Origin of the sequence: Curtobacterium sp. MCBD17_023 (genome assembly GCF_003224415.1) — a bacterium.
Classification (GTDB): Bacteria; Actinomycetota; Actinomycetes; order Actinomycetales; family Microbacteriaceae; genus Curtobacterium.
This window is the reverse complement of record NZ_QKLJ01000001.1, coordinates 1-18,594: the sequence shown is the minus strand read 5'-3', so window position 1 is coordinate 18,594 and position 18,594 is coordinate 1. Positions and strand designations below refer to the sequence as shown.

At 71.7% G+C, this 18,594-nt stretch carries 16 protein-coding genes; 12 read left to right on the top strand and 4 right to left on the bottom strand.

All coding sequences use genetic code 11. From position 1 onward, the window contains the following. Positions 1-324: a hypothetical protein gene (locus DEI84_RS00075; RefSeq protein ID WP_146236257.1), complete on the bottom strand. Its 324-nt coding sequence runs from the start codon at positions 322-324 to the stop codon at positions 1-3. A 139-nt stretch (positions 325-463) separates the two neighbouring features. Here DEI84_RS00075 and purN point away from each other — a divergent pair, with 139 nt between their 5' ends. Continuing rightward, positions 464-1,057, top strand: coding sequence for a phosphoribosylglycinamide formyltransferase (purN, locus tag DEI84_RS00070; RefSeq protein ID WP_110889233.1), 594 nt, complete (start codon positions 464-466; stop codon positions 1,055-1,057). After that, entirely contained in the window at positions 1,054-2,685 is a 1,632-nt protein-coding gene (gene purH / locus DEI84_RS00065) for a bifunctional phosphoribosylaminoimidazolecarboxamide formyltransferase/IMP cyclohydrolase (RefSeq protein WP_110889232.1), read from the top strand. The genes purN and purH overlap by 4 nt, the downstream gene beginning before the upstream one ends. Before the next feature lie 98 nt (positions 2,686-2,783). On the opposite strand, the gene DEI84_RS15865 is transcribed toward purH, so the two are convergent. Then, positions 2,784-2,912, bottom strand: a complete 129-nt coding sequence (locus DEI84_RS15865) for a hypothetical protein (protein ID WP_258365820.1) — start codon at positions 2,910-2,912, stop codon at positions 2,784-2,786. Between the two features lie 345 nt (positions 2,913-3,257). On the opposite strand from DEI84_RS15865, the gene DEI84_RS00060 reads away from it, so the two are divergent. The 3 genes from DEI84_RS00060 (at position 3,258) to DEI84_RS00050 (ending at position 7,583) form a co-directional block, all read left to right on the top strand. After that, a complete protein-coding gene (locus DEI84_RS00060) occupies positions 3,258-5,084 on the top strand; it encodes an ABC transporter ATP-binding protein (protein WP_110824433.1) in 1,827 nt (608 codons plus the stop codon). A gap of 125 nt (positions 5,085-5,209) precedes the next feature. Continuing rightward, positions 5,210-7,018: an ABC transporter ATP-binding protein gene (locus DEI84_RS00055; protein WP_110889549.1), complete on the top strand. Its 1,809-nt coding sequence runs from the start codon at positions 5,210-5,212 to the stop codon at positions 7,016-7,018. 64 nt (positions 7,019-7,082) lie between these two features. Continuing rightward, positions 7,083-7,583, top strand: coding sequence for a DUF805 domain-containing protein (locus DEI84_RS00050; protein ID WP_110889231.1), 501 nt, complete (start codon positions 7,083-7,085; stop codon positions 7,581-7,583). Here the strand turns inward: DEI84_RS00050 and DEI84_RS00045 are convergent. After that, on the bottom strand, positions 7,580-7,939 hold the full coding sequence (locus DEI84_RS00045; RefSeq protein WP_110889230.1) for an MGMT family protein: 360 nt from the start codon (positions 7,937-7,939) through the stop codon (positions 7,580-7,582). The genes DEI84_RS00050 and DEI84_RS00045 overlap by 4 nt on opposite strands. A gap of 8 nt (positions 7,940-7,947) precedes the next feature. Next, positions 7,948-8,400, bottom strand: coding sequence for a GNAT family N-acetyltransferase (locus DEI84_RS00040; protein WP_110824170.1), 453 nt, complete (start codon positions 8,398-8,400; stop codon positions 7,948-7,950). Between the two features lie 81 nt (positions 8,401-8,481). Between DEI84_RS00040 and DEI84_RS00035 the strand changes: the two genes are divergently transcribed. From DEI84_RS00035 to DEI84_RS00005, 7 genes are all read left to right on the top strand, one after another. Continuing rightward, complete coding sequence (locus tag DEI84_RS00035; RefSeq protein WP_110889229.1) at positions 8,482-9,756, top strand: ROK family transcriptional regulator; 1,275 nt, start codon at positions 8,482-8,484, stop codon at positions 9,754-9,756. A gap of 29 nt (positions 9,757-9,785) precedes the next feature. Continuing rightward, the gene (locus DEI84_RS00030; protein ID WP_110889228.1) at positions 9,786-10,637 is read left to right on the top strand and encodes a PhzF family phenazine biosynthesis protein; all 852 of its coding nucleotides are present in this window, start codon (positions 9,786-9,788) and stop codon (positions 10,635-10,637) included. Positions 10,638-10,910: 273 nt separating this feature from the next. Then, positions 10,911-12,266: an extracellular solute-binding protein gene (locus DEI84_RS00025; RefSeq protein WP_110824167.1), complete on the top strand. Its 1,356-nt coding sequence runs from the start codon at positions 10,911-10,913 to the stop codon at positions 12,264-12,266. Between the two features lie 102 nt (positions 12,267-12,368). Then, on the top strand, positions 12,369-13,319 hold the full coding sequence (locus DEI84_RS00020) for a carbohydrate ABC transporter permease (protein WP_110889227.1): 951 nt from the start codon (positions 12,369-12,371) through the stop codon (positions 13,317-13,319). 71 nt (positions 13,320-13,390) lie between these two features. Further along, on the top strand, positions 13,391-14,221 hold the full coding sequence (locus tag DEI84_RS00015) for a carbohydrate ABC transporter permease (RefSeq protein WP_375537637.1): 831 nt from the start codon (positions 13,391-13,393) through the stop codon (positions 14,219-14,221). Positions 14,222-14,267: 46 nt separating this feature from the next. Continuing rightward, positions 14,268-17,312 (top strand): glycoside hydrolase family 38 C-terminal domain-containing protein, encoded by a 3,045-nt coding sequence (locus DEI84_RS00010; protein ID WP_110889225.1) that lies wholly within the window; start codon positions 14,268-14,270, stop codon positions 17,310-17,312. 265 nt (positions 17,313-17,577) lie between these two features. Further along, positions 17,578-18,594, top strand: a 1,017-nt coding sequence (locus tag DEI84_RS00005) for an ice-binding family protein (protein ID WP_110889224.1), incomplete at its 3' end; no start/stop codon positions are given.

Below are 18,594 nucleotides of genomic sequence, written 5' to 3'. Positions count from 1 at the left end.
CTACCGGCTCACCTTCTTCTGGGCACGCTGCGCGGGACCGAGGTCGACCGCCGCGACGATGGTCGACGAGGTGCCTGCGGTGTAGGTGGCCACGAGGTGGCCCGAGTCGACGATGTGCTCGATCTCGGCTGACGACTGCGTGCCCTCGAGTTCCTGCAGCTCCTGGCGCACCGCATCGGTGTCGAACCCGTCCCGTGTGGCGACGGAGGTCGTCGGCCGCTCCGGGGCGGCTCCGGCTGGTGCGACCGGCAGGAGCACAGCGGCGGCGACGGCGCTCGCCGTCGCGATGCCCACGGTCGTCGAGTGGATGGATGGACGGTTCACGATGACTCCGATCGTCATGGCGGAGGTCGGATCGCCTCCGCCATCGAACCTACCTACTGGTATTGCACATGTCACGACCGATCGAGGAGTGGACCTCTGACCACCCGGTCCGGCGCGCAGCCCCGCTAGGGTTGTTCCCGTGCTCGAACTGGTCGTCCTGATCTCCGGTACCGGGTCGAACCTCCGGGCCCTGCTCGAGGCGACCCGCGATGCCGAGTACCCCGCCCGCGTCGTCGCGATCGGGGCGGACCGTGACGCCGAGGGCCTCCAGCTCGGCGAGGAGTACTCGATCCCGACCTTCACGGTGCCGTTCACGCGCTACGCGACCCGCGCCGAGTGGGGCGAGGCGCTCGCCGAGCAGATCCGCCCGTGGACGCCCGACCTGCTGGTGTTGTCCGGGCTCATGCGCCTGCTGCCGCCCGCGGTCGTGGCGGAGTTCGGACCGTCGGTCATCAACACGCACCCGGCGTACCTGCCCGAGTTCCCGGGAGCGCACGGCGTCCGTGACGCCCTGGCCGCCGGCGTGACCGAGACCGGCGCGAGCGTCATCGCCGTGGACGACGGCGTCGACAGCGGACCGATCCTGGCGCAGGAGCGCGTCCCGGTCCTGCCGCACGACACCGAGTCGACCCTGCACGACCGCATCAAGCCCGTCGAACGCCGGCTGCTCATCCAGACCGTCCTCGACATCGCCAACGGACACATCGACCTGAAGGGCACCACCCCCGCATGAGCGTGCACGCCGCCGACCCCAGCCTGTACCGCGACCGGGACGTCGTGCCCGTGCGTCGCGCCCTCATCTCGGTGAGCGACAAGTCCGGGCTGCTCGAGCTCGCCGGCGCCCTCGCCGACGCGGGTGTCGAGCTCGTGTCCACGGGCTCCACCGCGCAGACCATCCGTGACGCCGGGTACGCCGTCACCGACGTCGCGAGCGTCACGGGCTTCCCGGAGTCGCTCGACGGCCGCGTGAAGACCCTGCACCCCGCCGTGCACGCGGGGCTGCTCGCCGACCTCCGGCTCGAGTCGCACGAGCAGCAGCTCACCGACCTCGGCATCGCGCCGTTCGAGCTCGTCGTCGTGAACCTGTACCCGTTCGTCGAGACGGTCGCCTCGGGCGCCGACACCGCGACCGTGGTCGAGAACGTCGACATCGGCGGCCCGGCCATGGTCCGCGCGTCCGCGAAGAACCACCCGAACGTCGCGATCGTCGTCTCGCCCGCCTCCTACGCCGAGGTCGTCGAGGCCGTCCGTGCGGGCGGCACCGACCTCGCCCTCCGCAAGCGCCTCGCCGCGCAGGCCTTCGGCCACACCGCGGCGTACGACACCGCCGTCGCCGCGTACTTCGCGTCCGACGTCGTCGCCGAACCGGTCGCGTCCGGCGCCGACGACCGGGAGGCCCCCAGCGCCTTCCCGGAGCAGCTCACGCTGACCGCGGACCGCACCGCGACGCTCCGCTACGGCGAGAACGCCCACCAGTCCGCGGCGCTGTACACGAGCGCCGACGGCACCGGGATCGCGCAGGCGACCCAGTTGCACGGCAAGGAGATGTCGTACAACAACTACGTCGACGCGGACGCAGCGGTCCGTGCCGCGTACGACTTCGCGGAGCCGGCCGTCGCGATCATCAAGCACGCCAACCCGTGCGGCATCGCGGTCGCCGCCCCCGACGCATCCGACCCGATCGCCTCCGCGCACGCCGCCGCGCACGCCTGCGACCCGCTGTCGGCGTTCGGCGGGGTCATCGCGGCGAACCGTCCGGTCACGCTGGGCATGGCCGAGACGATCGCCGACATCTTCACCGAGGTCGTCGTGGCTCCCGCGTTCGACCCCGAGGCACTCGAGGTCCTGTCCCGCAAGAAGAACATCCGCCTGCTCACGCTGCCGGGGGACTTCGCGCTCGCCGAGCGTGAGGTCAAGCAGATCTCGGGCGGCTTCCTCGTGCAGGACGCCGACCGCTTCACCGGGTTCGACCAGTCCGCGTGGACCCTGGTCTCCGGCGAGCCGGCCGACGAGCAGACCCTCGCCGACCTGGCCTTCGCGTGGAAGGCCAGCCGTGCGGTGAAGTCGAACGCGATCCTGCTCGCGAACCAGGGCGCGAGCGTCGGGGTCGGCATGGGGCAGGTGAACCGCGTCGACTCGTGCCACCTCGCCGTGAACCGCGCCGGGGACCGCGCTGCCGGTTCGGTCGCCGCGTCGGACGCGTTCTTCCCGTTCGCCGACGGCCTGCAGGTCCTGCTCGACGCCGGGGTGCGTGCGGTCGCCCAGCCGGGCGGCAGCGTTCGGGACGACGAGGTCATCGCGGCCGCGACGGCAGCCGGCGTCACGATGTACCTCACGGGCGAGCGGCACTTCTTCCACTGAGCGCCGATCCGTCGGGCACGGCGGCGACGCGCGGACCAGCACGCGTTGCTGGTTGCGCGCTGGGAGTCGCTGCCGATAGTCTGCAGGGCTCTGCGGCCTCAGCCGACGACTGCTCCACGGGTCGGCGGCACCGCGGACACGACGGTGACGAAGACGACGACTGGAGTGACGATGGACACGACGACCGGCACCACGGCAACGGGGGCCCGGACGACACGGACGTCCATCAGCGGGACCGCTCCCGACGCACGACGCGCCCGTCGCGCCGTCGCGTCGTCCCCGTCCGCGGGGGCACCCGTCGTCCCGGCGACGCCGACCGCGTAGAGCCGCCTCCCGCACCCGCCGGGCCGGATCGGGCCCAGCCCGACCGAGCGCCAGGGACACGTGTCCCCGTCGCCTCCGACCGGATGCCGATCCGGCCCACCGACGGACGCCGTCCCGACGGCGACGACCGCGGCACCGTGACCGGGCAACCGGCCGACCAGACCACGCAACGCACCCCGGGCCTCCCGTCCGGACAGGGCCAGCCCCTGGCCGACGGGACCCGGCACGAAGCACGAGGACGCACACGCATGTCCCAGGGACCCGATCGGGAACCGGCGCCGACCCCGGCGCGACCGTCCACCGCCCGCGCGCTCGGACGGCTCTGGCCCTACGTCCAGCCCTACCGATGGCGTCTGCTCGGCGGGATGCTGGCGGCGCTCGGCGCCTCCGTCGTCGCGCTCGCCATCCCGTACGTCCTGCAGGCCCTCGTCGACGGGCCGCTCGCATCCGGGGACGGCGGACTCATCCTGCCCGCCGGAGCCGCGGTGCTCGCGCTCGGTGTCCTCGAGGCGTTCTTCATCGCCTCGCGCCGGAAGCTCGTCATGCGGCCGTCGACCCGCATCGAGGCGAGCATGCGGAACGCGCTCTACGCGAAGCTGCAGGACCTGCCCGTCGCGTTCCACGACCGGTGGGAGTCCGGGCAGCTGCTGTCCCGCTCGGTGTCCGACCTGTCGCTCATCCGGCGCTGGCTGGCGTTCGGCATCGTGCTCCTCGTCGTGAACGTCGTGACGATCGTCATCGGGTTCGCCGTGCTCTTCACGTTCGGCTGGCAGCTCGGCCTCATCTTCCTGGTGGCGTCGATCCCGGTGTGGGTGAACAGCGTCCTGTTCGAGCGGAAGTACTCGATCGTCGCCCGCCGCAGCCAGGACCAGGTCGGCGACCTCGCGACGAGCGTCGAGCAGTCGGTGCACGGCATCCGCGTGCTCAAGGCGTTCGGGCGGGGCCGGTACAAGCTCGACGAGTTCGCCGAGCAGGCCGAGCAGCTGCGCGGCACCGAGATCGAGAAGGCCAAGGCGATCGCGGCGATCTGGCTGTGGCTGCTGCTCGTGCCGGACGTGGCGTTCGCGCTCTGCCTGCTCGCCGGCATCTGGCTCGCCAGCCAGGGGGACCTCAGCGTCGGGCAGCTCTTCGCGTTCTTCGCGACCGCGACCGTGCTGCGCTTCCCGATCGAGTCGATCGGGTTCTTCCTGTCGATGACGTTCGACACCCGCACCGCAGTGGACCGGTACTTCGAGGTCATGGACTCCGAGAACACGATCACGGACCCCGCGGAGCCGAAGACCATCACCGAGCCGCACGGTGCGCTCTCGTTCAACGCGACGCACTTCCGCTACCAGGACTCCCCGCCGCAGTTCCCCGACCTGGTGGACGGCGTCGAGCTGCACCTGCAGCCCGGCGAGACGATGGCGCTCGTCGGACTCACCGGCTCCGGCAAGACGACCCTGCTGTCGCTCGTGCCCCGGTTGTACGACGTCACCGGCGGGTCCGTCACGATCGACGGCGTCGATGTGCGGGACCTCACCCGAGCCGAACTCCGACGGCACGTCGCGGTCGCCTTCGAGGACGCGACCCTGTTCTCGTCGAGCGTGCGCGACAACGTCCTGCTCGGCCGCCCGGACCTGACCGGCCCGGAGGCCGAGCGGATCATGCGCGAGGCCCTCGACATCGCGCAGGCGTCCTTCGTGGACGACCTGCCCGAGGGCGTCGACACCCGGGTCGGAGAAGAAGGGCTGTCGTTGTCCGGCGGGCAGCGGCAGCGACTCGCGCTCGCCCGGGCGATCGCGGCGCGGCCGAGCGTGCTCGTCCTCGACGACCCGCTGTCGGCGCTCGACGTCGACACCGAGGCCCGGGTGGAGGCCGGTCTCCGCCGGGTCCTCGCCGACACGACCTCGCTCATCGTGGCCCACCGTCCGTCGACCGTGACGCTCGCGGACCGGGTGGCGCTCATGGAGGACGGCCGCGTCACCGCCGTCGGCACGCATGCCGAGCTGATGGCCACGAACGAGCACTACCGTGCCGTCATCTCGTCGCTCGACGACGACGACGCAGACGACCGAGAGGAGGCGATGGCATGAGCGACGAGACCGACCAGGACGCGCGCGTGACCGTCGACCAGGAACCCACGGGCGGATCGGTGCCGGTGGCGCAGGTCGGCACCGGCACGCAGGCAGCCGAGGCAGCGGCCCCGGTCACCGCGTCGATCACCGTGCACGGGGTGCGCGGCGAGGAACGCGAGGACTTCACTAAGGCCGAGAGCCGCCGCCTGCGGCGCCGGTCGCTCGGACTGCTCGGCTCGCTCACCGCGCCGCTGCGGGCCCGGCTCTGGGGCATCGCCGTCGTCGTGGTGCTCGCGACCGCCGGGCAGGTCGCCGGACCCGCGCTCATCGCCTGGGGCATCGACCACGCCCTGCCCACCGTGCTCGACCGGGACGACTGGGCGCCGGCGTTCCTCGTCGTGGGGTCGTACATCACGATCGCGGTCGTCGGCGCCGTCCTCACCGCCTGGTACACCGTGCTGTCCGCGCGGATCAGCCAGGCGATCCTGTTCGACCTGCGGAAGCGGGTGTTCCTGCACACGCAGCGGCTCTCGCTCGAGTTCCACGAGACGTACACCTCGGGCCGGATCATCTCCCGCCAGACGAGCGACCTCGACTCGATCCGGGAACTGCTCGACTCCGGTTTGAACCAGCTCATCCAGAGCGTGCTGTACATGCTCTTCACCGCGGTGGCGCTCGTGCTCCTCGACCCGACCTCCGGCCTGGTGCTCGCGGTCGCCCTCGTGCCGCTGTGGTTCCTGACCCGGTGGTTCCAGCAGCGCTCGCAGCAGCTCTTCCGGTCCACCCGGACGACGAGTGCCCGCGTGATCGTGCACTTCGTCGAGACGATGACCGGCATCCGCGCGGTGCAGGCGTTCCGCAAGGAGTCCCGCAACGAGGTCGAGTACGGCGAGCAGGTCGAGCAGAACCGGCAGGCGAACGCCCGCGTGTTCAACCTGTTCGGGATCTTCGACCCGGGTCTGGTGCTCATCGGGAACGCGACGCTCGCCGCGGTCGTCATCGTCGGCGGTTTCCGGGTCGTCGGCGGGTCGCTCGAGATCGGCGCGCTGCTCGCGGTCGCGCTGTACGCCAAGCGGTTCTTCGACCCGGCGCAGGAACTCGCCATGTTCTACAACAGCTACCAGTCGGCCTCGGCGGCGATGGAGAAGATCTCCGGCGTCCTCGAGGAGCAGCCGAGCGTCCCGGACCCGGCGAAGCCGGTGAAGCTGCCGGACGCGGCCGGCCGGGTCGACTTCGAGCACGTCGCGTTCGCCTACAAGGAGGACCGCGTCGTGCTGCCGGAGTTCGACCTGCACATCCCGGCGGGGCAGACCATCGCGCTCGTGGGGTCCACCGGTGCCGGCAAGTCGACGCTCGCGAAGCTCATGGCGCGGTTCTACGACCCGACCTCGGGCGTGGTCACCCTGGACGGCGTCGACCTGCGGGACCTCGACCCGAAGGACATGCGCCGGGCGGTCGTCATGGTGACGCAGGAGGCGTACCTGTTCTCCGGCTCGGTGGCGGACAACATCGAGCTCGGTCGACCGGGAGCCTCCCGAGCGGACATCGTTGCGGCGGCGAAGGCGGTCGGTGCCCACGCGTTCATCACGGCACTGCCGGACGGGTACGACACCGACGTGAACAAGCGCGGCGGCCGGGTGTCGGCAGGGCAACGGCAGCTGCTGTCGTTCGCCCGCGCGTTCCTGGCGGACCCGAAGGTGCTCATCCTCGACGAGGCCACGGCGTCGCTCGACATCCCGTCGGAGCGGCTGGTGCAGGAGGGGCTCGAGACCCTGCTCGCCGACCGGACCGCGGTGATCATCGCGCACCGGCTGTCGACCGTCGCGATCGCCCACCGGGTGCTCGTGATGGAGTACGGCCGCATCGTCGAGGACGGCACGCCCGCCGACCTCATCGCCGGGACGGGGCGGTTCTCGCAGCTGCACGCGGCCTGGCGGGACTCGCTGGTCTAGTGATGTCCGCGGAGGGGGTGCGTCCCGTCCGGGGCGGGACCGGACGCCGTGGTTTGCTGGGGGGATGAGCAGCAACGACGTCCAGCCGGGAGGCGTCGCCCTGCGCGACCCCTTCGTCGGCGCCCCCTTCGCCGAGGCCGTCCGGCGGTTCTGGCGGAAGTACACGGTGTTCACCGGCCGGGCGTCCCGCTCCGAGTTCTGGTGGTGGTGGCTCACGTCGTTCGCGGTCGGCCTCGTGCTGCAGCTCGTGCCGCAGGCGTTCACCCCGGACGCCCCGCTGCTCGAGAACCCCGTCGGGTCCTACCTGTTCGTGCTCTGGGCCCTCGTGACGCTCGTCGGCGGGCTGGCCCTCGGGGCGCGGCGCCTGCACGACGCGAACCTGTCCGGCTTCTGGCAGTTCCTGCACGTGCTCCCGGGCATCGGGTCGCTCGTGCTCTTCGTGTTCTTCCTGCTGCCGTCGAACCCGAAGGGCACGCGGTTCGACCTGCAGCCCGGCCCGGCGACGCCCGGCCCGGCGACCCCCGGCCCGGCGACGCCCGGCCCAGCCACGTCCGCCCGGCGCTAGTCCGACCGGTCGTCCGCGGTCGGCGACCAGCGCGCACGGCGCATGTCGAGCCTCCAGGCCGCGTCGTCGTCGACCGCTCGCGTCGGGCGCAGCGGCGTGCCCTCGGCGCGGTAGTGCTCGAGGGCACGTGCCTCGTGGCGGACCGGTGGCAGCCCGCCGGCCCGGACGACCCGCCACCAGGGCAGGTCGGCGCCCTCGTGGGCCATCACCTTGCCGACCGCACGGGAGGCACGGGAGCCGAGCACGGCGGCGACGTCGCCGTACGTCATCACGCGACCCGGCGGGATGGCACGGACGACCGCCGCGACGGCGGCACCGAAGTCGTCCGCGTCCTCGTGGGACGACGGTGCCGACACGACGGCGCCTAGAGCGTCAGCGCCGCGAAGTGGTCGCCGTACTGGGTCTCGCCGATCACCCGGAAGCCGATCGCCTCGAAGAACGCCGCCGGGCTGCCGGCACCGGGCTCGTAGACCACGGTCAGGCGCTCGAAGCCGCGCTTGCGGGCCTCCTCGGCCAGGCCGTGCACGGCGAACCGGCCGACACCGCGGCCCTGCGCGTTCGCGGCGACGTTGACCCGCCAGATGCAGCTGCGCAGCTCTTCCTGCGCGTTGTCGGCGTCGAAGCTGCCGATGATGAGCCCGACGACCTCGTCCCCGTCCAGGACGACCCGCGGCCACGAGGCGCTCGGCTTCACGTCCGACTCGGCCTGCGCGTACGAGGTCGGCTGGACGAACTGCTCCTGCCCCGGCTTCAGCGTCAGCGAGTTGGCCGCTGCGGCGGTCGCTGCGGAGAGTTCTTCGAGGCGGAGGTCCGTCATGTCGGTCAGGCTAACGGTGCGGGCGGGTCGGATGCCAGCGGTGCGACGGAGGCAGCGTGCTCCGGCGGTATCGTCGCTCGGGTGGCGGAGCATCGACGTGGGGCGAACCTGCCGTCGCTGGGCGGCTTCAACCGCACGGTCGTGCTCGACGCCGTTCGCCGCTCACCCGACGGGCTCAGCCGCGTCGAACTCGCGGCCCGCACCGGCCTCAGCCCGCAGACGGTCTCGAACGTCACCCGGTACCTCATCGACGCCGGCATGATCGTCGAGTCCGGCACGGTGGTGTCCGGGCGCGGCAAGCCGCGCACGATCCTCCGCCTGGAGGCCCGCAGTCGCTTCGCCGTCGGGGTGCACGTCGACCCCGCGGTCGTCACGTACGTGCTGCTCGACCTGGCGGGTGCGGTGGTGGCCGAGGCCACCACGTCGACCCCGAGCGCCGAGGACCCGGAGCAGGTGATCCGGACGATGGCGTCCGCGGTCGACGAACTCGTCCGTCGCGCCGACGTCGACCCCGACGCCGTGCTCGGGGTCGGGGTCGCCTCGCCGGGGCCGATCGACGCGGCCGCCGGCATCGTGCTCGACCCGCCGTTCCTGCCGCGGTGGCGGGACGTGGCGCTCCGGGACGCCCTCGGGGACGCGACCGGGTACCCCGTGCTCCTCGAGAAGGACGTCACCGCCGCGGCGGTCGGCGAGTTGTTCCTGGCGCGGGAGGCAGCGGCGCGGGACTTCGCGTTCGTGTACTTCGGCACCGGGTTCGGCGTCGGGCTCGTCATCGACCACGAGCCCGTCCGCGGGTCCGGGGCGAACGCCGGGGACGCCGGACACATCATGGTCGACCAGGGGAGCCTCGCCGGCACGCCCGACGGCGAGGGCGCGCGTGGTGAGGTCGGGGCCACCGTGACGCCCGACCGGCTCGTGCGGATCGCGGCGGAGCGTGGCGTCCCGCTCGGGGACGTGGACGAGCTCGCGGTCGACGGGGCGGACGCCGGGGTCGACCTCGCGGCCGTCGACCGGGCGTGGGACGCGCTCGGGGACGCGGTCGCGGCCGGCGACCCGGTCGCGTCGGCGTTCGCGGCCGAGGTCGGCACGGTGATGGGACGGGCGGTGGTCGTCATCGTCAACCTCCTCGACGTGGACCGGGTCGTCTTCGGCGGGCCGTTCTGGTCGCGGATCGCACCCGCTGCCCTCCCGGCGGCGACGGCGGCGATCGCCGGGTCGCCGATCCTCGTCCCGAAGCACCCCGTGACCGTGGTCGAGAGCCAGCGCGGTGCGGACGTGGCCGCGGTCGGGGCGGCCTGCCTGGTGCTCGACGCGGCGCTGTCGCCGCGCGCGAGCACGTTGCTCATCGCGCACTGAGGGTCGCGCACGCTCGGTAGCCTCGGACCGTGCAGCACGTCGAGGTCCTCCGGTACACCGCGTTCGCCGACCCGCAGGCCGGTGCGCACGGCGGCAACCCGGCCGGGGTCGTCCTCGACGCCGCGGCCCTCACCGACGACGAGATGCTCGCGATCGCGCAGCGGGTCGGGTACTCCGAGACCGCCTTCGTCACCGGGTGGGACGGGGACCGGGTCCGGGTGCGCTACTTCTCCCCGGCCGCCGAGGTGCCGTTCTGCGGCCACGCGACGGTCGCGCTCGCGGTGGCGATCGCCGAGCGGCAGGGGCCCGGGCAGCGGGTGTTCGTCACACGGTCGGGCGACGTCGTGCTCGACACGGTCCGGTCCGCGGGCGTCGTGCAGGTCGCGATGACGAGCGTCGTGCCCGCGACCCGGCCGCTGCCCGACGACCGGCTGCTGCCGCTGCTCGACCTGCTCGGACTCGTGCCGGACGACCTCGACGCGGCGCACCCGCCCCTCGAGGCCTTCGCCGGCAACTGGCACCCCGTGCTCGTCCTCGCCGACGCGGACCTGTTCCACCAGTTCCGGTTCGCCCCCGCGGCGCTCGCCGACCTCATGCGACGGAGCGGCTGGCCGGCGACCGTGACCGTGCTGCACCCGGTGACACCGGGGGAGTACGAGGCGCGGAACCTCTTCCCGGTCGGCCGCATCACGGAGGACCCGGCTACGGGATCGGCCGCCGCGTCCGTCGGGGCGTACCTGCGGGAGACCGGTGCGGCCGTGCCGGGTGACCGGGTCGTGATCCGGCAGGGGCGGCACGTCGGACGGCCGAGCGTGCTGCTCGTCGACGTGCCCGTGAGCGGCGGCGTCACCGTCACCGGCGGGGCGACCCCGATCCGGTAGCCGCCCACCCGGGCCCGGGCCCGGCACGGACCCGGGCCGGTCGCAGTCGAGCCGACGGGCCGCTTCGCGCGCAGCGACACCGTTCGTGCTCGCTGACGCGGAGAACGTCGCGCAGCGCGAACCAAGCCGGACCGGACCGCCCCCGCCGCGCGCAGGTCACGAACCGGACGCGCTTCCCGTCGAACGCTTGACAACGTTCAAATCCATACGATGGACTAAACCGGCAACGCGGGCAACGGAGTCCGCGACCTTCACCCGTGCAAAGGAGCACCGATGAAACGCACCCGCATCATCGCCGGATTCGCCGCCGTGGCCGTCGCCTCGGTCGGACTCGCCGGCTGCTCGAGCTCGGGGTCCGCCTCGAGCGACACGATCAAGATCGCCTACCAGAAGTTCGGCGCCTTCCAGCAGCTCGACGCCCAGATGAAGGTCGTCAAGAAGGAGTACGAGGAGGCGAACCCCGGCAAGGAGGTCGAACTCGTCCCGATCCAGGCGCAGGAGGACGACTACGCCACGAAGCTCGCGCTGATGAACCGGGCACCCGCGACCGCGCCCGACGTCATCTACGAGGACACGTTCCGCATCAAGGCCGACGCCGATGCCGGCTACCTGCAGCCGATCGACCGGTTCACCGAGAAGTGGGACGAGTGGGACCAGTTCTACGACAACGCGAAGCAGGCGGGTGAGGGGGAGGACGGCAAGATCTACGGCGTCCCGATGGGCACCGACACCCGTGCGCTCTGGTACAACAAGGAGATCTTCGAGAAGGCCGGTCTGCCCGTGCCGTGGAAGCCGGAGACCTGGGACGACGTCCTCGCCGCCGCGAAGACCATCAAGGAGCAGCAGCCGGACGTCATCCCGTTCAACATCTACTCCGGCAAGGCGCAGGGCGAGGCCTCGACCATGCAGGGCTTCGAGATGCTGCTCTACGGCGCTGACGGCGACGGCAACACGCTGTACCGCGACGGCAAGTGGGTCGTCGGCTCGGAGCAGTTCCAGGACTCGCTGCAGTTCATCGAGGACGTCTACCAGGGCGACCTCGGGCCCACGCCGCAGCAGGCCCTCGACACCAACATCGGGACGACGATCACGCAGACGTGGCTGCCGGAGGGCAAGCTCGCGATCGACCTCGACGGTTCGTGGCAGTCCGGCACCTGGCTGGAGTCCGGCACCGCCCCGTGGGCCGAGTGGAACGACGTGATGGGTCAGGCGCCCTTCCCGACGCAGAACGGCCAGGAACCGGGCTACAACTCGATGTCCGGCGGCTGGACGCTCGCGGTCGGTTCGAAGTCGGGGAACCCGCAGGACGCGTTCGACTTCATCACGATGTTCCTCGACAAGGACGGCTCCATCAAGTACGACTCGGAGAACAGCCAGATCGCCGTCCGCAAGGACGTCGCCGAGGACCCGGCGTACACCGGCGCGAACCCGACCTTCGAGTTCTTCTCCGGGCTCGTGGAGCACACGAACTTCCGTCCGGCGACGAGCGAGTACGCACAGGTCTCGAACGCCATCCAGGTCGCGATGGAGTCCGTGATGACCGGTCAGCAGTCGCCCGCCGAGGCAGCGGCGGTCTACGACAAGGCCGTCGAGGGCGTCGTCGGCAAGGACGCCACCGTCGCCGGCTGACCGCCCGGCACCACCTGACGGGAGGCGCGGTGCCCGTCCGCCCCGCGCCTCCCGACAGCCCCCCATCTCCGGAACCCTCTCCGCACCCGGAAGGCATCCACCGTGTCCAGCACCCCCCTCGCGCCGACGCTGTCGGCCCCCGGTGCGCCGAACCGCGCCGACCCACCCCCGCCGCGGAAGCGGCGCCCGATGCGGAACGCGACGCGCGTCGTCCCGCTCCTGCCCGCCGTCGTCCTGCTCGTCGTGTTCCTGCTCGGGCCGGTCATCTCGTCGTTCTACGGCTCCTTCACGAACGCGGCGCTGACCGGCATCGACGCCGCGGACCAGCAGTTCGTCGGCTTCCAGAACTACGTCGAGCTCTTCCAGGACCCGGACTTCCCGAAGTCCGTGGTCCTGACGATCGTGTTCCTCATCGCCTCGGCGGTGGTGGGGCAGAACGTGCTCGGCCTCGGCCTCGCGCTGCTCATGCGCAGCGCGAACCGGGTCGTCCGCGGCGTCGTCGGCACCTTCGTCGTCGCCGCGTGGGTGCTGCCCGAGATCGTCGCCTCGTTCGCGGCGTACGCGTTCTTCCACGACGAGGGGACGCTGAACTCGTTCCTCGCGTCCCTCGGCGTCAGCGGGCCGAACTGGCTCTACACGTACCCGATGATCGCGGTCATCCTCGCGAACGTCTGGCGCGGGACGGCGTTCTCGATGCTCGTCTACTCGGCAGCCGTGCAGGAGGTCCCCGAGGAGATCACCGAGTCCGCCGAGGTCGACGGCGCCACCGGCTGGCAGCGTCTCGTCTACATCACGCTGCCGGTCATCCGCCGCAGCATCTCGACGAACCTCATGCTCACGACGCTGCAGACCCTGTCGGTCTTCACCCTCATCTTCGTGATGACGGGCGGCGGACCGGGCACGAACTCGTCGACCCTGCCGATCCTGGCGTACCAGGAGGCGTTCCAGTTCTCGCAGCTCGGCTTCGGGACGGCGATCGCGACCATCCTGCTCGTGGTCGGCGCGGTCTTCTCGATCATCTACATCAAGGCACTGAAGCCGGAGGTGGACTGACCATGGCCCTCACCGCTGACCGTCCGGTCTCGAACGTCACCCGCTCGGTGACCGCCCCGGGCGCGGTCCACATGACCTCGCCCCGGGGTCGCACCCTCCGGTGGGTGTCGAACATCGTCCTGCTCGTCATCGCGGTGTGCTTCGCGGTGCCGCTGCTCTGGCTCGTGCTCGCGTCGGTGGACACGCAGGCGTCGCTGTCGGTGAAGCTGCCGTCGCAGTTCACGCTCGACAACTTCACCCAGGTGCTCACCCCGGAGCTGTCGTTCATCCCGCTCGCGAACAGCCTGTTGCTCTCCGGTGGCACGGCCGTCGTGACGGTCGTCGCCGCGCTCCTCGCCGCGTACCCGCTGTCCCGGTACAAGCTTCGCGTGAACAAGCCGTTCCTGTACAGCATCCTGTTCGGCACCGGTCTGCCCATCACCGCGATGATGGTCCCCGTCTACGCGCTCTTCGTGTCGCTCAACCTCATCGACAACATCTGGGGCTGCGTCTTCTTCCTCGCCGCGACCAGCCTGCCGATGGCGATCTGGATGGCGAAGAACTTCATGGACTCGGTGCCGATCTCGCTGGAGGAAGCGGCCTGGACCGACGGCGCCTCGATGTTCACGACGCTCACCCGCATCGTCGTGCCGCTCATGCGACCCGGCATCGCCGTGGTGTTCATCTTCGTGTTCATCCAGGCGTGGGGGAACTTCTTCGTCCCCTTCGTCCTGCTGCTCTCGCCCGACAAGGTGCCCGCCGCGGTGAGCATCTTCAACTTCTTCGGTCAGAACGGGGCCGTCGCGTACGGGCAGCTCGCCGCGTTCTCGATCGTCTACTCCGTGCCCGTCATCGCCCTCTACGTGCTCGTGTCCCGCGGCCTCGGCGGGGGCAACGCCCTCGCCGGCGCCATCAAGGGCTGACCACCGCACCCCAGCCGCGCTCACCACGCGGAACGAAAGGACCCTCATGCACCAGGACGAACCGCTCGTCGAGGCCCGCATCGCGCGACTCGTGCGGGACCGCGTCGACCCGAACGTCCACCGACGGGCATCGCCGGTGACGATCGAGGCCTGGCAGGTGCCGGACGAACCGGTGCCCTTCGGCGAGGCCGTGCAGCAGACGTACACGCCGTTCACGGTCGGCGAGCCGTGGGGCGCCCGACCGTGGGGCACCACGTGGTTCCGGGTCACCGGCACCGTGCCCGCGGACTTCGGCACCGCGGACGGCACCACCGCCGAGCTCCTCGTCGACCTCGGGTTCAGCAAGCGCCAGCCCGGGTTCCAGGCCGAAGGGCTCGCGTTCCGCCCGGACGGCTCCACCATCAAGGCCATCGAGCCGCGCAACGACACCGTCCCGCTGCAGGTCGGCCCGGGGGAGTCGTTCGAGCTCTACGTCGAGGCCGGCGCGAACCCCGACATCGGCGGCGACGACTTCCAGGGCGCCACCCCGCTCGGCTCGAAGCACACCGCCGGCGACGTTCCGATCTACCGCCTGCGCGCACTCGAGGTCGTCGAACGCGACGACACCGTGTGGGAGCTGCAGCAGGACCTCTGGGTGCTGCGCGGTCTCATGGCCGAGCTCCCGACCGACGGCACCCGTGGCGCCGACGTGCTCCGCGTGCTCGAACGGGCCGCGGACGCACTCGACCCCGACGACGTGGCCGGGACCGCCGCCGACGCCCGCGCCGTGCTGGCGACGGCGCTCGCCGTGCCCGCCAGTGCTGCTGCGCACCGCGCGATCGCCGTCGGGCACGCGCACATCGACTCCGCCTGGCTCTGGCCGGTGCGGGAGACGAAGCGCAAGTGCGCCCGCACGTTCTCGAACGTGCTCGACCTGATGGACCGCGACCCCGACTTCACGTTCGCGTGCTCGTCCGCCCAGCAGTACGCGTGGATGCGGGACGAGTACCCGGAGGTGTTCGGCAGGATCAAGCAGCGCGTCGCCGAGGGGCGGTGGATCCCGGTCGGCGGCATGTGGGTCGAGTCCGACACGAACCTGCCCGGCGGAGAGGCCCTGGCCCGGCAGTTCGTCGCCGGCAAGCGGTTCTTCCTCGAGGAGTTCGGCATCGACACGCCCGAGGCCTGGCTCCCCGACTCGTTCGGGTACACCGGCGCGCTCCCGCAGATCGTGCGCGCCGCGGGGTCGAAGTGGTTCGTCACGCAGAAGCCGTCGTGGAACGAGACGAACGTCATCCCGCACACGTCGTTCCTGTGGGAGGGCATCGACGGCTCCCGGGTCCTCACGCACCTGCCCCCGGCGGACACGTACAACTCCGACGTCTCGCCCGCGGACCTGCACCGGGGGGAGCGGCAGAACAAGGAGCGCGGCGTCGCGAACACCTCGATGCTGCTCTACGGCTTCGGTGACGGCGGTGGTGGCCCGACCCGCGAGATGGTCGCCGCCGCCCGACGCCAGCACGACCTGGACGGCTCGCCCCGCGTCGACCTCGGCACGCCGGCGCAGGTGTTCGAGGAGCTGGAACGGGCGCTGCCCACCCCCGGCATCTGGTCCGGCGAGATGTACCTCGAGTTCCACCGCGGCACGTACACGTCGCAGGTCCGCACGAAGCAGGGCAACCGCCGCTCCGAGCACCTGCTCCGCGAGGCCGAGCTCTGGGCCTCCACCGCGGCCGTCCGGCTCGGGCAGGCGTACCCGTACGACGAACTCGAGTCGGCCTGGCACACCGTGCTGCTCCAGCAGTTCCACGACATCCTGCCGGGCTCGTCCATCGCCTGGGTCTACGAGAACGCGGAGGCCGAGTACGCCCGCGTCGCAGGTGTCCTCGAGGAACTGATCGGCACGGCGACCTCCGCACTCGCCACCGGCGGCACGGCCACCGCGGACCAGCCGGGAGGCCCGGCCGCGTCCGCCCCGCAGGTCCGGTTCAACGCGTCCCCGGTGGTCGCCGACGGCGTGACCGCGCTGGGAGCCGCGCCCGTCGACGTGGCGCGGGCCGTGCCTCCCGAGCCGGACGGCGACCGGTTCGTCTTCGACACCGGTGCGGTCGTCGCGACCGTCGACGCGGCCGGGCACGTCGTGTCGTTCGTGGAGCGGGCCTCCGGGCGGGACGCCGTCGCCCCGGGCGCCGCAGCGGCGGAGTACACCGTGTTCCGCGACACCCCGAACCAGTGGGAGGCGTGGGACATCGACCGGGCGTACCAGCGCCACGGGTCCGCGCTCACCGCGACGAGCGTCACGGTCGAGGGTGACGCGCTCGTCGTCGTCCGTCCGTTCGGCAGCTCGACCGTGACCACCCGGTACACGGCGACCGAGGGGCAGCCCGAGCTGGTCGTCGAGACCGAGGTCGACTGGCACGAGCAGCAGAAGCTCCTCAAGCTGGCGTTCCCGCTCGACCTCAAGGCCGACGAGGCGTCGAGCGAGATCCAGTTCGGGCACATCGACCGGCCGACGCACCAGAACACCTCGTGGGACTTCGCACGGTTCGAGACGAGTGCGCACCGGTGGGTGCACGTCGCCGAGCCGGGCTTCGGGGTCGCGATCGCGAACGACTCGACCTACGGGCACGACGTCACGCGGACCACCCGAGCGGACGGCGGGACCACCACGCAGGTGCGGGAGTCACTCGTGCGCGGGCCGAAGTTCCCCGACCCCGAGGCCGACCAGGGGCACCACGTGTTCCGCACCGTGCTGCGCGTCGGCGCCTCGGTGCTCGACGCCGCCGACTCCGGGTACCGGCTCAACCTGCCGGTGCGGACGGTGCCCGGCGACACCGCCGTCGAGCCGCTCGTCACCGTGTCGTCGCCGCAGGTGTTCGTCGAGGCCGTGAAGCTCGCCGAGGACCGGAGCGGGGACGTCGTCGTGCGGTTGTACGAGGCCCTCGGCGGTCGGGCGACCGACGTCGGCGTTGACTTCGGGTTCGACGTCGCCGGCGTCACCCGGGTGGACCTGCTCGAACGACCGCTCGACGACGGGACGTGGGAGGACGGCGAGCCCGTCGTGCTGACGTTCCGGCCGTTCGAGATCGTCAGCCTGCGGGTGCGCCGGGCGTAGTCGGGCGGGACGACCGCGGCGTCGGACGGGGCTCTGGGTGCACCCGTCCGACGCCGCTCGTGCGTGCTGCCCCCTGCACTGGGGGTCCCCAACGGCCGGTGACCGCTCCGAGCGTGTGTGCGACCTGGGAGTCCGGCCGTGAGCGAGGCGGATCGGGCGTCTCCACCCCGTTCCGAGCAGATGTGACGCATACTCCGGAGACCGGAGATCATGCGTCCGTCGTCGACGAACGCACTGTGCCTCTCCCTCTCAGACAGGTGCCTCCATGGCCGCGTCACCGTTCCTCCGCAGCGTCCTGACGGGTGGTGCCGGTATGGGCCTCGCAGTGTCGCTCGTCCTCACGGCGTCATCCGGCGCCTCCGCGGCCACCGAGATCGACGGGCCCGTCACGCTCGGGACCGCTGCCACCTACGGCGTCCTCGGGGCCAGCGCCGTCACCAACACCGGACCGACCGTCGTCAACGGTGACCTCGGCGTCTCGCCCGGCACCGCGGTCACCGGGTTCGGAGCGGCACCGGACGGCGTCGTCACCGGCACGGTCCGGTCCCGCACCGAGGCCGCGCAGGCGCAGCAGGACGCCCGGACCGCGTACGACGCGGCCGCGGCACTCACGCCGAGCGGCGTCGACGTCACCGACCTCGACAACCGTGCGCCGCTCGTCCCCGGGGTCTACTCCGGGGGTGCACTGGACCTGTCGGACGGCAACACGCTCACCCTGGACGGCGACGCGCAGTCGACCTGGGTGTTCCAGGCAGCGTCCACGCTGGTCGTCGGGACGGACACCCGGATCCTGATCACCGGCGGCGCGAGCTCGTGCAACGTCTTCTGGCAGGTCGGTAGCTCCGCGACCATCCAGAGCGGTGCGCAGTTCCAGGGCACCGTCCTCGCCCAGCAGTCCGTCACCGCGGTCACCGGTGCAACGGTCCAGGGCCGCCTGCTCGCCCTGAACGGCGCGGTGACGCTCGACACGAACACGCTCACGCCGTCACAGACCTGCCCGCCGCCCGCCACCCCCACGCCGACCGTCGCGCCGTCGATCACCTCCGGCACGCCCACGGACGCGACGACCGGACAGCCCTACAGCCACACCGTGACCGCCACCGGGACGCCGACGCCGACCTTCACCGCCACGGGCCTGCCGACCGGTCTCACGATCGACAGCACCACCGGCGTCATCTCGGGCACCCCGACCGCGCCGGGGTCCTCGACCGTGACGATCACCGCCTCGAACGGCACCGGCCCGGCCGACACCCAGGTCGTCACCTGTCTCTTATACACATCT

What these genes read in the sequence shown, in the direction of transcription:
- DEI84_RS00060 (WP_110824433.1), top strand. Translation starts at nt 3,258, where the DNA reads ATGTCCCAGGGACCCGATCGGGAACCGGCGCCGACCCCGGCGCGACCG.
- DEI84_RS00025 (WP_110824167.1), top strand. Translation starts at nt 10,911, where the DNA reads ATGAAACGCACCCGCATCATCGCCGGATTCGCCGCCGTGGCCGTCGCC.
- DEI84_RS15865 (WP_258365820.1), bottom strand. Translation starts at nt 2,912, where the DNA reads ATGGACGTCCGTGTCGTCCGGGCCCCCGTTGCCGTGGTGCCGGTCGTC.
- purH (WP_110889232.1), top strand. Translation starts at nt 1,054, where the DNA reads ATGAGCGTGCACGCCGCCGACCCCAGCCTGTACCGCGACCGGGACGTC.
- DEI84_RS00040 (WP_110824170.1), bottom strand. Translation starts at nt 8,400, where the DNA reads ATGACGGACCTCCGCCTCGAAGAACTCTCCGCAGCGACCGCCGCAGCG.
- DEI84_RS00010 (WP_110889225.1), top strand. Translation starts at nt 14,268, where the DNA reads ATGCACCAGGACGAACCGCTCGTCGAGGCCCGCATCGCGCGACTCGTG.
- DEI84_RS00015 (WP_375537637.1), top strand. Translation starts at nt 13,391, where the DNA reads ATGACCTCGCCCCGGGGTCGCACCCTCCGGTGGGTGTCGAACATCGTC.
- DEI84_RS00050 (WP_110889231.1), top strand. Translation starts at nt 7,083, where the DNA reads ATGAGCAGCAACGACGTCCAGCCGGGAGGCGTCGCCCTGCGCGACCCC.